11 protein-coding genes are annotated in these 13,779 nt (G+C 34.0%); 3 read left to right on the top strand and 8 right to left on the bottom strand.

Annotation, left to right across the window (positions count from 1 at the left end; translation table 11 throughout):
- Positions 1 to 92: 92 nt before the first annotated feature.
- From P8I29_03605 to pdhA, 5 genes are all read right to left on the bottom strand, one after another.
- Positions 93 to 1,274, bottom strand: a complete 1,182-nt coding sequence (locus P8I29_03605) for a hypothetical protein (GenBank protein MDG1916883.1) — start codon at positions 1,272 to 1,274, stop codon at positions 93 to 95.
- Between the two features lie 54 nt (positions 1,275 to 1,328).
- Entirely contained in the window at positions 1,329 to 3,752 is a 2,424-nt protein-coding gene (pheT, locus tag P8I29_03610; protein MDG1916884.1) for a phenylalanine--tRNA ligase subunit beta, read from the bottom strand.
- 62 nt (positions 3,753 to 3,814) lie between these two features.
- A complete protein-coding gene (gene recG, locus P8I29_03615; GenBank protein MDG1916885.1) occupies positions 3,815 to 5,908 on the bottom strand; it encodes an ATP-dependent DNA helicase RecG in 2,094 nt (697 codons plus the stop codon).
- Positions 5,909 to 5,973: 65 nt separating this feature from the next.
- Complete coding sequence (locus P8I29_03620) at positions 5,974 to 7,215, bottom strand: dihydrolipoamide acetyltransferase family protein (GenBank protein ID MDG1916886.1); 1,242 nt, start codon at positions 7,213 to 7,215, stop codon at positions 5,974 to 5,976.
- Positions 7,216 to 7,220: 5 nt separating this feature from the next.
- Positions 7,221 to 8,216, bottom strand: coding sequence for a pyruvate dehydrogenase (acetyl-transferring) E1 component subunit alpha (pdhA, locus tag P8I29_03625; GenBank protein MDG1916887.1), 996 nt, complete (start codon positions 8,214 to 8,216; stop codon positions 7,221 to 7,223).
- A gap of 240 nt (positions 8,217 to 8,456) precedes the next feature.
- On the opposite strand from pdhA, the gene P8I29_03630 reads away from it, so the two are divergent.
- Positions 8,457 to 9,092, top strand: coding sequence for a hypothetical protein (locus P8I29_03630; protein MDG1916888.1), 636 nt, complete (start codon positions 8,457 to 8,459; stop codon positions 9,090 to 9,092).
- Positions 9,093 to 9,094: 2 nt separating this feature from the next.
- On the opposite strand, the gene P8I29_03635 is transcribed toward P8I29_03630, so the two are convergent.
- The 3 genes from P8I29_03635 to P8I29_03645 all read right to left on the bottom strand — a co-directional run bounded on the left by P8I29_03635 (position 9,095) and on the right by P8I29_03645 (position 11,983).
- Entirely contained in the window at positions 9,095 to 9,706 is a 612-nt protein-coding gene (locus P8I29_03635; GenBank protein MDG1916889.1) for a hypothetical protein, read from the bottom strand.
- Positions 9,707 to 9,800: 94 nt separating this feature from the next.
- Positions 9,801 to 11,804, bottom strand: a complete 2,004-nt coding sequence (locus P8I29_03640; protein MDG1916890.1) for a urocanate hydratase — start codon at positions 11,802 to 11,804, stop codon at positions 9,801 to 9,803.
- Positions 11,801 to 11,983, bottom strand: a complete 183-nt coding sequence (locus P8I29_03645) for a DUF5522 domain-containing protein (GenBank protein ID MDG1916891.1) — start codon at positions 11,981 to 11,983, stop codon at positions 11,801 to 11,803. The genes P8I29_03640 and P8I29_03645 overlap by 4 nt, the downstream gene beginning before the upstream one ends.
- 50 nt (positions 11,984 to 12,033) lie before the next feature.
- Here P8I29_03645 and P8I29_03650 point away from each other — a divergent pair, with 50 nt between their 5' ends.
- A complete protein-coding gene (locus tag P8I29_03650) occupies positions 12,034 to 12,924 on the top strand; it encodes a pyridoxal-phosphate dependent enzyme (protein MDG1916892.1) in 891 nt (296 codons plus the stop codon).
- Positions 12,925 to 13,019: 95 nt separating this feature from the next.
- Entirely contained in the window at positions 13,020 to 13,778 is a 759-nt protein-coding gene (locus P8I29_03655) for a glucosaminidase domain-containing protein (GenBank protein MDG1916893.1), read from the top strand.
- The last annotated feature ends 1 nt before the right edge of the window (position 13,779 follow it).

Consider the following 13,779-nt stretch of genomic DNA (forward strand, 5'->3'; position numbering starts at 1 on the left):
GCAAGATGATAATGCTACTGAAGCCAAAAGTCCGGTTAATATGATTTTAATATTCATTTAATAAATTGTTAAGGTTAAAAATGTTTTGTTAATTAGAAGGCATATCCTACTCTAATTTTTATTCTATATGTTTCTAGTTTAGCGAAATCTGTTAATCCAGGTAAATCTCTGTAAAATCCTGATGTAAACTTCAACGATTCATTTCCTTTGGCTTTGATTATAACGTTGTTTCCATCTTCGTCAACAATACCATAATAGCCATTAGCTACATCAGAATCAGGGGCTGAGCCGTCAAAAGCGTATACATCACCATACTTTGTTTGAAGATAGTAATCTGCATTTAGACCTGCTAGACGATCGGTATTCACATTGTCCTCGGTTTGGTTTAAATTCCAGCTATCGTTTCCGTTAAATACTCTTTCGCTTCTGTTTACAATACTGTATTGAGGGCCTATTTGAACGTCTAGCGATACTTTATCATAAAACAACCATTGACGACCAATAGCTATACCAGCCATTAAGCCAAACTCATTATGTTTGTAAGAAACGTCGCGCCATCTTAGGTCATTGGTATTTGGATTACTAATATAAGGGTTCGTTGCGTTAGGTCTTGTTGTATTAGCTCCATTGGTACTTACTGACCCACTACTTTCATCGCCTATCCACGGGCCGCCATAATTTCCAAATACAGCACCATTATCGTCGTCAGGATACATCAAATAATTCATTGCTTGATTAGTTTCTTCTGGAGTGTTGTCATCAAAGTCAATACTCTTAGATTGCAAATTAACAAATGGTGCTACATACCAACCTCTTGGCGGATCGCCAACTTTTTGATTATAAGTTTTGATATAACTTCTATACTCAATGCCCAAGCCAAAACCACTTATAGAAGTGGTTGCTTGTCTACTAACAGAATGTACTGTAGCATCTTCAACAACTTGTGTTCCTGAAACAAGGTCACCAGGGTCGTGATTACTGTTTGTATCAATAACAGCTGTCATTCCAGCTCCAAATGTTTGGTCGAACTTCGAAGAAAAAAATGAGACTGAATATTGAATAGACCCCTTTGTTAATATATTAGGCCATTTGCCTTGTTTTCTTGATCTTCCAGCAGGTTTTATATTATTAATTCCTTCGTTGAATGTACGCTCGTAAGATACTTCATACATACCAAAAGCAGCATCTAAACCGCTAATTTTAACTACTCTTTCTTGTGCTTGAGAAATTATTCCAGCAAACATCATGGCTAGTACTATGGCAACTTTTTTCATTTTTAACTAGGTGTTTTCTATTTAATTAGTGATGTCAAATATAAGAAATTGAATTTACTTTCTTACTTCAGCACCTACTTTCTGTTCAAATGCATTAATTAACTTATCCATAACCTCGTCTATTTGCGTATCGGTTAGGGTATTTTCTTTGTCTTCAAGCACAAAACTTAAAGCATACGACTTTTTATTTTTTGGCAACTTATCTCCTTGATAAACGTCAAATAAGTTTACAGATTTCAACAATTTATTCTCTGTTTGTTTAGCGATTGAATTGAGTTTTGAAAACTCAATGTCTTTATCTAGTAAAAGTGCTAAATCTCTTCTCACAGTTGGGAATTTATTGACTTCCGAATATTTGGTGTTTGGGTGTATATTTTTGATAATTAAATCCCAATCGAGTTCAGCATACAAAACATCTGTTTTAATATTAAAGGCTTTAAGTGTTGCTTTACTTACAAAGCCAAAGTCAGCTATTTTATCCTTCTTATAATTGAATGAATATCCATCAACAAGGTAAGATATTTTACTGTTTTTTCCTATCAAATGGTTTAATCCTGTGCGTTTTAATATGTGCTCAACGTTTTGTTTAATCCAGAAAAAATCTTTTTTACGGCTTTTTTCATTCCAATTTTCTGATTTTGCATTTCCGCTAGCTAGTAGAATTAGCTTTTTATTTTCAACGTATTTTCCTTTAATAATATTGTAAGTCTTTCCAAATTCGTAAAAGCTTAAGTCATTGGATTTTCTGTTGATGTTATAGGCGATACTTTCTAATCCAGAGAACAATAAGCTTTGTCTCATTCCGTCTAAATCTTGACTCAAAGGATTGAGTAATTTAACTTGCTCATCTAACTTTATTTCTGAAATAAGCTCAGAGTATGATGACTTACTTAGCGAGTTGTTCATACACTCGTTAAAACCGTTGTTGGTCAATAAGTCTGAAATAATGTTCTGTAAATTATCTTCGTCAACTTTATTAGAGTACGATATTGAAGATTTGAGTTGTGTAGGAATATGAATGTTATTGTAGCCAAAAATCCTTAAAATTTCTTCAACGATATCTTCTTCTCTAGTAACGTCAACTCTATATGGTGGAATCGAAATGTGTAATCCATCTTCATCCCTTTTTATGATTTCGATGTCAAGGCTTTTTAAAATAGATTGAATAATATTTCTATCAATTTTTTCACCAATTAGTGAATCTACCTTTTTGTAAGAAAGGGAGATCTCTGTGTTAAGAATTTTATTCGGATAGAGATCTGTTATTGCAGAAGATATAGTCCCTTGACATATTTCTTGAATCAAGATAGCGGCTCTTTTTAATGCATAAATAACCAGATTAGGATCTACACTTCTTTCGAATCGAAAAGATGCGTCTGTACTTAATGTATGTCGTTTAGCTGTTTTTCTGATAGATACTGGATTGAAATAGGCGCTTTCTAGAAATATATCTTTTGTTTCTTTTTCAACTCCTGATTTTTTACCACCGAATACACCTGCTATGCACATAGGCTGATTTTTTCCATCACAAATCATTAAGTCTTCAGCAGACAATTCTCTCTCTATATCATCTAGCGTAATGAACTTAGTTTTTTCTTTCAATTGCTGTACTATAATGGCATTACCTTTTATCTTGTCAGCGTCAAAAGCGTGTAAAGGCTGTCCGGTTTCATGAAGCACATAATTGGTAATATCAACCAAGTTGTTTATTGGTGTTAACCCTATTGCTGAAAGTCGTTTTTGAAGCCATTCTGGCGATGCTTCAATCTTAACATTTTTAATGTTTAGTCCAGCATATCGTGGACATGCATTTTGGTCTTTTACTTCAACAGTGAATGCTTTTTCGCTCCCTTCTTTGAATGTGTTTATTTCTGGAAATTTTAATTCGCATTTTATGTTGTTGTGGTTAAGTATAGCGGCTAAATCTCTTGCTACACCTATGTGTGACATAGCATCTGATCGGTTTGGAGTTAAACCAATTTCAAAAACTATATCTGAGTCAATATTGAAATAGTTGCTAGCAAGTTCACCAGCTTTTGCTGTTGAATCTAATACCATTATGCCTTCATGACTTTCGCCTAGACCTATTTCATCTTCAGCGCAAATCATTCCTTCTGATACTTCGCCTCTTATTTTTCCTTTTTTAATTTTAAAAGATTCATCACCTGAATATAGCATTGTGCCTATTGTAGCAACAGGAACTTTTTGACCTGTTTCAACATTAGGTGCGCCACATACAATTTTAAGTGGTTCTTTTTCACCAATATTAACGGTTGTTATACTGAGTCTGTCAGCATTAGGGTGTTGTTCTTTAGTTAGTACTTCACCAATTACTATACCTTTTAAACCGCCTTTAACGCTTTCCACATTTTCTATACCTTCAACTTCAAGACCTGTGTCGGTAAGGTATCTTGCAACTTCTGTTGCTTCTAAATCAATATCGATGTATTCTTTGAGCCAGTTGTATGAAATCTTCATCTAGAGTAATATTATTAAGACAAAAGTAAGAAAAAGAATGAGGTGATGATTAGCTATTTATACTAAGATATTCTGCTCCATTCAAGTTGTTTGTTACTTATCTCTTTGTAATGGTTAAGTATAACTTTGTTTTTTGGTAGTTTTAGTTCGGGATCTTCTTCTAATAGCGTTAGTGCTAACTGTCTTGCATATTGTAAAATAGCATTATCTTTCATTAAGTCAGCAATTTTTAGCTCCAACATTCCGCTTTGTTGTGTGCCCATTAAATCTCCTGGCCCTCTTAGTTTTAGGTCAACTTCTGCAATCTCAAAGCCATCAGTTGTTCTAACCATAGTCTTAAGTCTTTCTTGTCCTTCACTACTTATTTTATTTCCACTCATCAGAATACAATAGGATTGTTCAGCACCTCTTCCGACACGCCCTCTTAATTGATGCAGTTGTGATAATCCAAAACGTTCAGCACTCTCTATAACCATTATTGAGGCATTAGGAACATTTACTCCTACTTCAATTACTGTTGTGGCAACCATTATTTGTGTTTCGCCTTTGGCAAACCTGTTCATTTCGAAATCTTTATCTTCAGATTTCATTTGTCCATGTACAATACTAATTTGTTTTCCTTTGAATGCTCTGCAAATACTTTCGTAGCCGTCCATTAAATCCTTATAATCTAATGACTCACTTTCGTTGATAAGTGGATAAACTATATATGCTTGTCTTCCTTTTTCTATTTCTTTTTCTATAAAACCAAGCATAGCTAGTCTGCCGCTTTCTGATTTCCAAATAGTTTTAATAGCTTTTCTGCCAGGTGGTAGTTCGTCAATTATTGATACATCTAGATCGCCATACAATGTCATTGCAAGCGTTCTAGGTATTGGTGTTGCGGTCATTACTAGCACATGAGGAGGATTGGTGTTTTTTAGCCACATTTTGGCTCGTTGAGCAACGCCAAAGCGATGTTGTTCGTCTATCACAACAAACCCTAAGTTTTTAAATTTTACTTTATCTTCTAAAAGTGCATGTGTGCCTATGAGAATATGTATTTCTCCGTTTTCTAAACCTTCGTGTAACGTATTGCGTTGAGATTTTTTTACTGAGCCAGTAAGTAGGGATATTTTTATTGGCATATTGGCCAGTAATTTAGAAACCGTTTCAAAGTGTTGTTGAGCGAGGATTTCGGTTGGAGCCATAAGACAGGTCTGAAATCCATTATCAATAGCCATGAGTATACTCATCAATGCGACTAAGGTTTTGCCACTCCCTACATCTCCTTGAAGTAGTCGATTCATCTGAGAATCTTTAGCGCAGTCATATCGAATTTCTTTTAAAACTCTTTTTTGAGCATTGGTCAATTCGAAGGGTAGGTGATTGTGATAAAAATTATTAAAATGCTCACCGATTTGTGAAAGTGGAAAGCCTTTTAGTTTTTGTTGCCGAACGATTTTCATTCGTATGAGTTGTAATTGAATAAAAAATAATTCTTCAAACTTCAGTCTGTATTGAGCTTGTTGTAATATTTTAGTATTTGCGGGAAAATGAATATTCGTAAAAGCGTCTTTTCTTGGAATCAAGTTGAGTTTCTTCGTTAATTCGTCAGATAAATTTTCCTTAATACTGTTAATTATCTGTGGTAATAATACTGAAGTCAGTTTTCCAATGGCCTTGTTAGTTAAGCCCTTGTTTGATAGTGCTTCGGTTGTTGAGTATATAGGTTGTAGTCGATTTAGTTTTGGCTCATATGTATGGTCAATTTGTTCTATTTCTGGATGAACAATGTTAATTTTACCATTGTAGAGATTGGGTTTTCCAAATACAACGTATTTACCATTTCCTTTTATGCTTTCTTTTATCCATCGAGTGCCTTTGAACCATACTAAGTCTATATTTCCATATTCATCTTGAAGTTTTGCGGTTAAACGTTTACTGTGTTTTGCTCCTACTTCTTGTATTCGACTGATTTTGCCCATAATTTGTACATATGGCAAGTCGCTGTTGATTTCATTCGTTTTGTAGAATTTAGTTTTATCAACATATCGAAAGGGGAAGTAGTTAAGTAAATCTCCAAATGTATGTATGCCTAATTCACTTCTTAAAAGTTCGGCTTTTTTAGGGCCAACTCCTTTTAAATATTCTATAGAATTAAACAATTCTTGCATGGCATAAAGATAAAAAAAAGCCCCATCAGAATTGATAGGGCTTTTAATTTACTTGTTTAACTTTTTTAAATACTATTTGAGCCCATAAATAAAACAGGGTTTTCTAAATAATTTTTTAGAGTACCTAAGAATTTTGAGCCAACAACTCCATCAACGACTCTGTGGTCGCATGATAATGTAACTTTGAGTGTGTTTCCTATTACAATTTCACCGTTTTTTACAACAGGCTTTTCTACAATTCCTCCTACAGCAAGTATACATGCATCTGGCGGGTTGATAATTGCGGTGAACTCTTCAATATCAAACATTCCTAAATTTGAAATAGTAAAGGTATTGCCTTCCCAATCTTCAGGTTGTAATTTTTTAGCTTTTGCCTTAACGCTAAAATCTTTAACCTCGCTTGAAATTTCAGAAAGTCTTTTGCTGTTTGCAAACCTGACAACGGGTACTAATAAACCATCTTCAACAGCCATTGCGACTCCAATATGGATATGATCATTATATCGTATTCTATCGCCTAACCAACTGGAATTAATTTGAGGATGTTGTTCTAAAGCCATTGAAGAGGCTTTTACAATCATATCATTAAATGATATTTTTACTGGAGATACGGTATTAATCGCTTGTCTTGCTTCAATGGTTTTATCCATGTTGATTTCGCAAGTTAGGTAGAAGTGAGGTGCAGAAAATTTGCTTTCCCCTAATCTTTGTGCTATGACTTTTCTCATTTGAGAAACTTCTACCTCAGAGAAACTTTCTATTGTTGGTGTTGTATTTCCGCCTGAGTAATTGTCTATATCTCTTTTAACGATTCTTCCAAAATCACCAGTACCTTTAACTAATGCTAAATTTATATTCCTTTCATCAGCTAGTTTCTTTGCTAAAGGTGAGGCAATATTTTTACTATTTGTAGTCGATATAGACTCTTTTTTAGTAGAAGTAGTGACAACGGGTTTTGGTTTTTCTTTGACCACTTCATTTTTTGCTGGGGCTTCACTCTTTTTTTCCTCTACTTTAGTTTCTTCAATTTTTGCTTCACTATCCTTTAGTAAAGAGGAAATGTCTTCGCCTTTTTCGCCTAGAATTGCTAAAATGCTATCTACTGGTGCTTTAGCACCTTCTTCAACTCCAATGTGCAAAAGAAAACCTTCTTGAAAGCTCTCAAACTCCATTGTGGCTTTGTCAGTTTCAATTTCGGCTAATAAATCGCCTTCTGAAACTTGATCGCCAACTTTTTTGTGCCATTTAGCTACTACACCTTCTGTCATGGTGTCGCTAAGTCGGGGCATATTTACTACTTCTGCCATCTTATTTAGTCTTTTATAAATGGATAATCTTCTTGTTCATAAACACTATCGTATAAATCTTGTTTTACTGGAAATGGAGATTCTTCAGCAAACTGGATAGCATCAGCAATTGTTTCTTTAACTTCTTGATTGATAGTTTCTATCTCTTTTTCTGAAGCATATTTATTTTTTTTGATGATTTCAAGAGTTGTATTTATAGGGTCAATTTTTTGATATTCACTGACTTCATCTTTTGTTCTATAATGTTGAGCATCAGACATGGAGTGCCCTTTATATCTATATGTTTTAGCTTCTAGAAATGTTGGGCCTTCACCTTTTCTTGCTCTTGCCACCGCTTTTTCTACGGCTTTTGTCATAGCTACAGGATCCATGCCATCAACAGGTTCGCTAGGCATTTCATACCCTAGTCCAAGTTTCCAAATTTCAGTATGATTGGCTGTTCTTTCTACTGATGTTCCCATAGCGTAGCCGTTATTCTCTACAATGAATATTACTGGTAGCTTCCATAGCATTGCTAAGTTAAAGGTCTCGTGTAATGAGCCCTGTCTAACAGCCCCATCACCCATGAAACATAGAGTGACCGCATCGCTGCCATTGTACTTGTCAGCAAATGCCAATCCAGCGCCAAGAGGTATTTGTCCGCCAACAATTCCGTGTCCACCAAAGAAGTTGTGTTCTTTGCTAAACATGTGCATCGACCCACCGTTACCTTTTGAGCAGCCAGTAATCTTGCCCATCAGTTCAGCCATAACATGCTTTGGTTCTACACCCATAGCAATAGGTTGAACATGATTTCGGTATGCGGTAATCATCTTATCTTTACTTGGATCAATAGCTTCTCTGCAGCCGGCAAGAATAGCCTCTTGTCCATTATAGAGATGTAAAAAACCTCTTATTTTTTGTTGAATGTAAAGAGCAGATGCTTTGTCTTCAAGCTTTCTCCACAAAAGCATGTTTCTGTACCAATTGACATAGGTCTTTTTTGTAATTTTTGTAGCCATAGTGTTAAAATTGGTGCAAATTTAACATAAAATAGGCTAATAATAGCTTATAACATTGTTGATGGAAGTGTATTATGATAATTTAACCTTTTATCTATATTAAAACTCGTATAAAAAGTTAAATATAAGATAAAACAACTAAAAAAGTTTAAAAATAACACCTTGAAGAGGTAAGATAAAATTTTGTTGTCGTATAAAATCAAAGGAAATTATGTCGATATTTGTACTTTATACCTATAAATGAAACATATATTTATTTTACTATCCTTTATTTTGTTTACATCCTCTCTTTATTCTCAAAGTTTTAGAGTGTCTAAAAATGTATTGAGTACTAGCTTATATCAGCCGTTTGCTCCAGAATCCGGATATACGATTTCATATGAGCGTATGCTAGATCCAGGATACAGCTCTAATGCAGCCCAATTTTCTTACAAAATGAATGTTACTCTAATTTCTGATAATAAAAGAAGTAGAGTAGGAAACGATAGTATTCAAGTGTTTTATGATAGAGATGCCTATCAATATTCGGGCTTTTCAGTTTTGCCTGAGTTTAAATATTATTTTACATGGGATGCTCCGATGGGGATTTATATCAATTTATTTGGTAGTTATACGGACTATATCAAAACTTTTACTGACGTTAGAATTGGTGAGGCCTCGAGTTATGAAAAAAAATATACAAAGATTGGAAGGGGTATTGGAGCAGGTTTCCAATTCAAAATTTTCAGTGATTTTACCTTAGATATTGTTGGAGGTTACCACCTTCAAAATGTTTCCACAGAAACAAAGTCATATGGAAGTGACGAATTTCTTGAAAATCCGAAAGAGAAAGATGAAAATCTTTATCTGAATGTCGGTTTTGGAATAAATTTTTAAATTTATTTTATCCTGAAACCAACTCCTATTTGTAAATAAATCTTCTCTAGATACTCATAATTCTCAAAAATTCTACCAGTGTATTTAACATATTCTGATTTGCTAATACTAAATTGAGGACCAATACTTACTTTAAGGTTAAGTAATTTCTTTTCTTGATATCGGTATCCAATTCTAGGTGTAAAGTAGATAATGGTTGAGTTCTCAGTTAATTTTTCTTCAAAATTATGATGGTTATGATGGACATAGTCTTTTATCAAGAAAAATTGAGGTCTGAGAGTAAAGCCAACTTCTATTAGATTGTCACGTCTGCCATAAATAAAACTTGCATTGATAGGAAACCCGATATTTGGAGGCACTATGTAGCCTTTCTTTTTATCTATTGTACTTACACAGCCTGATATGCTATATCCATAATTATCCCTTGCTTTTTTGAAATAATCAAGGGTGATAGCTGGCATAAACAATAGGTGATTGGTTTCAAGATAGAAACTTTTTTCACCATCCTTTTTAGCAAATGGATTAGTGGCTTTGGAAATAGAAATATTCGTTAATAGGATTACAAGAGTCAGAAAATGAAACGACGAGCTCCAAAAAGAGTATTTATTTTTCATGCTTTACCTTATGCTTTAAGTAGACTTGTAATATAGATTAGCAAGTCATTAATTACGAGATTTTAAAAGTAGTTAAAAAAACGTTATTAAAAAATTAATTATTAAAATCTAATGAGTCTAAATACTTTTCGTTAACAATATTTGGTAAAGTAACTTTCAATTCAGGGGTGCGTTCCATCTCTTTTTTGATAGCAAAAATGGCTTCTTCATTTCTTGCCCAGCTTCTTCTTGCAATGCCATTGTTAACATCCCAATGTAGCATAGATTGTATTTTTTTATCACTCTCTTCTGAGCCATCTATCAGCATGCCAAAGCCTCCGTTAATTACTTCGCCCCAGCCTACACCACCACCATTGTGAATAGACACCCAAGTAGCGCCTCTAAAACTGTCACCAATCACATTATGTATTGCCATGTCAGATGTAAAACTAGAGCCGTCATAAATATTTGAAGTTTCTCTGTAAGGAGAGTCTGTTCCTGATACATCGTGATGATCTCTTCCAAGAATAACAGGCGAAATAACGTTATTTTTTATAGCCTTATTGAATGCTTTTGCGATTTCTATCCTGCCAAGAGAATCGGCATATAATATTCTAGCTTGTGACCCTACAACTAATTGATTTTGATTGGCATTTTTTATCCAGTGAATATTATCTTCCATTTGTTGTTGGACTTCTATAGGTGCTTGTAATTTTAATTTTTCTAAAACCTCACAAGCAATTTTATCTGTTTTATCTAAATCTTCTTTTTTGCCACTACCACAAACCCATCTGAATGGGCCGAAGCCATAATCGAAACACATAGGTCCCATAATATCTTGAACGTATGAAGGATATTTAAAATTTAGCCCATCTTCACTCATAATATCAGCACCTGAACGAGAAGCTTCTAATAAGAAGGCATTGCCATAGTCAAAGAAATATGTGCCTTTTGAGGTATGTTTGTTTATGGCATCGGCATGACGTCGAAGGGTTTCTTTAATTTTGATTTTAAACAAATCAGGCTTGTTAGCCATAAGCTCGTTGGACTCTTCAAATGTTAATCCAATAGGGTAGTAGCCTCCAGCCCATGGATTATGAAGTGATGTTTGATCAGAGCCTAAGTCAACATATATATCTTCTTCAAGAAACTTCTCCCATACTTCCACTATGTTACCTTGAAAAGCGATGGATACAATTTCTTTATTTTCTTTTGCTTTTTTTACTCTTTTAGATAGGGTGTCTAGATTATCAATGACTTCATCAACCCACCCTTGTGAGTGTCTAGTTTTTGTAGCTTTAGGATTCACCTCTGCAACAACTGTAATACAGCCTGCAATATTTCCAGCTTTGGGTTGTGCGCCACTCATTCCTCCAAGTCCTGCAGTTAAAAATAATTTTCCAGAAAGTCCATTATTACTGATTTTTCTACCGGCATTAAGTATTGTGATAGTTGTACCATGAACAATACCTTGTGGGCCAATGTACATATATGATCCAGCAGTCATCTGACCATATTGGGTAACACCTAAAGCATTAAATTTTTCCCAATCATCTGGCTTTGAATAGTTGGGTATCATCATTCCGTTGGTAACTACAACTCTTGGAGCATTTTTGTGAGAAGGAAACAAACCCATTGGATGACCTGAATACATTACTAACGTTTGTTCATCTGTCATTTCAGCTAAATATTGCATACAAAGTAAATATTGAGCCCAATTTTGAAATACGGCTCCATTACCACCATAGGTGATTAATTCATGGGGGTGTTGGGCTACAGCATAGTCTAAATTATTTTGAATCATCAACATAATAGCTTTTGCTTGTATAGTTTTGCCTGGGTACTCTTCAATATTCCTTGCTTTCATTTCATAGTCTGGTCGGTATCTGTACATATAAATTCTACCATACGTTTTTAATTCTTCTAAAAATTCGGAAGCCAAAAGTGCATGTTGCTCTTTAGGGAAGTATCGCAAAGCATTTTTTAATGCTAGCTTTTTCTCATCGGCACTTAGAATATCTTTTCTTTTTGGTGCATGATTGATGTTAGTATCGTATTCTTTTTTTTGTGGAATTTCATTTGGAATACCTGCTAATATACTTTCTTGAAATGCTGTCATTTTTTTTTCTTTTTTAAAGAATCCGTCTCTTTATTATATCCGTATGGACAATGTTTACAACCACTCTTGCAACAATAGCCTCTTTTTAAATGGTATTTTTCTGTAAAAATAATGTATCCATCTTTACTTTTGTAAAAGTCTTCCTTTGCTAATTTACTTTGGTTTGAAAAGTTTACCATTGAATTATTGAAAGGTACAAATTTACGATAATCATTGCTTATATTAGTTTATGTTTTCACAAGTAGTTCAACAAGATATTCAAGAAATACATAGTGCTTTTTTACACTCTAAAAAAGTTAGGCTATTAGTTCAAAGAGAGGACTTAAACGATCCATATTGCATGGGTAATAAGTGGTGGAAATTAAGATACAACTTAATAGAAGCTATTAGAGAAAAGCATAATAAGGTCTTAACATTTGGAGGAGCGTTTTCTAATCATATTGTTGCTACTGCTTCGGCTTGTAATAGAATGGGACTGAAATCTATCGGTATCATTAGAGGCGATTCTACTGATAAGCTAAATCCATCTCTTATAAGGGCACAGAATGACGGCATGGAATTATTCTTTGTTGATCGACAGATTTACCGCAATAAGTCCAATATAGATTGGAAGTCTATTTATGGTGATCATTATCTTATTCCTGAAGGAGGAACTAATGAGTTAGCAGTTTCTTCATGTGAGGAGATGATTTCTTTTAAAGAATTCGATATGGTATGTGTTCCAGTAGGAACAGGTGGAACATTGTCAGGCATAATAAGAAGTTTGAAACCCTCTCAACATGCTATAGGTTTTTCTTCACTAAAGGGTGGAGGCTTTTTAAATGATGAAGTGAAAAAATATGTAGATCATTCAAATTGGTCAATTCAATTTGATTATCATTTTGGTGGATACGCTAAGATTAATCTAGAGTTGTTAAGTTTTATGAATGAATTTAAACGTGACTTCTCTATTCAGCTAGATCCCGTTTATACTGCTAAGATGTTTTATGGCATCTTTGATATGATAAAGAATGAACAGATTCGTTCAAATAGTACTATTTTAGCTGTTCATACCGGAGGGATTCAAGGTATTGAAGGAATGAACCAACGTATACAATCTAAAGAATGGAAAATCGACTAATCTTATTTTTTTGTTTCTTCACTTTTCAACTTTCAGCTCAAAATATGACTCGAAGTCAGTATATAGATCAATATAAAGACGAAGCTATTTACCAGATGAGAAAATATAAAATTCCTGCTAGTATAACTCTAGCTCAAGGTATTTTAGAAAGTGCCGATGGAAACAGCGAATTAGCTAATAAGTCGAATAATCATTTCGGTATTAAATGCCATTCCGATTGGGAAGGAGAGAGGGTCTTTCATGATGATGATAAAAATAATGAGTGTTTTAGGAAGTACGATAAAGTTAGAGATTCTTATGATGATCATTCAGAATTTTTACTTAAACCAAGATATGCTGATTTGTTTAAATACTCTATAAAGGATTATAAATCGTGGGCTAAAGGGCTTAAAAAAGCGGGCTATGCAACAAATCCAAGTTATGCTAAACACTTGATTAAGATTGTTGAAGAAAATGAATTGTATCGATTTGATGAAGATATAAAAGAAGAAAGCGATAAACTCGTATATAGTGGTTTTTCACTTGGTTGGACAGATTTATTTAACCAGTCAATAGTGTATAAAAATGACAAAAAGGAGTTTTATATAAACCTACGTACATCTGTATCTATAGATAACTTGTCTTTAATGTTTGGAGGTGGAAAGCTGTTAACTTCTGCATTTGGCATAGGAGCTGACGTTGGACTTGCTACTAATTTAGGAGGTATAGATAAAATAGACTTGCGACCCAACTATGCTTTATCAACTCACTTTTTTATTTCTGTAAAACAAAAGCAAATCAATTTTAGATTTTCAATATCTTCAGTGGACGCCAAAGAATTTAAGCCTAGCATAACTATTGGTTTATTGAGGTAAT

The sequence above is a fragment of the Flavobacteriales bacterium genome (genome assembly GCA_029248105.1).
In the GTDB taxonomy this organism is placed as follows: domain Bacteria; phylum Bacteroidota; class Bacteroidia; order Flavobacteriales; family UBA7312; genus UBA8444.

What these genes read in the sequence shown, in the direction of transcription:
- P8I29_03640 (MDG1916890.1), bottom strand. Translation starts at nt 11,804, where the DNA reads ATGACAGCATTTCAAGAAAGTATATTAGCAGGTATTCCAAATGAAATT.
- P8I29_03645 (MDG1916891.1), bottom strand. Translation starts at nt 11,983, where the DNA reads ATGGTAAACTTTTCAAACCAAAGTAAATTAGCAAAGGAAGACTTTTAC.
- pheT (MDG1916884.1), bottom strand. Translation starts at nt 3,752, where the DNA reads ATGAAGATTTCATACAACTGGCTCAAAGAATACATCGATATTGATTTA.
- recG (MDG1916885.1), bottom strand. Translation starts at nt 5,908, where the DNA reads ATGCAAGAATTGTTTAATTCTATAGAATATTTAAAAGGAGTTGGCCCT.
- P8I29_03650 (MDG1916892.1), top strand. Translation starts at nt 12,034, where the DNA reads ATGTTTTCACAAGTAGTTCAACAAGATATTCAAGAAATACATAGTGCT.
- P8I29_03655 (MDG1916893.1), top strand. Translation starts at nt 13,020, where the DNA reads ATGAGAAAATATAAAATTCCTGCTAGTATAACTCTAGCTCAAGGTATT.
- P8I29_03630 (MDG1916888.1), top strand. Translation starts at nt 8,457, where the DNA reads ATGAAACATATATTTATTTTACTATCCTTTATTTTGTTTACATCCTCT.
- P8I29_03620 (MDG1916886.1), bottom strand. Translation starts at nt 7,215, where the DNA reads ATGGCAGAAGTAGTAAATATGCCCCGACTTAGCGACACCATGACAGAA.
- P8I29_03635 (MDG1916889.1), bottom strand. Translation starts at nt 9,706, where the DNA reads ATGAAAAATAAATACTCTTTTTGGAGCTCGTCGTTTCATTTTCTGACT.
- pdhA (MDG1916887.1), bottom strand. Translation starts at nt 8,216, where the DNA reads ATGGCTACAAAAATTACAAAAAAGACCTATGTCAATTGGTACAGAAAC.
- P8I29_03605 (MDG1916883.1), bottom strand. Translation starts at nt 1,274, where the DNA reads ATGAAAAAAGTTGCCATAGTACTAGCCATGATGTTTGCTGGAATAATT.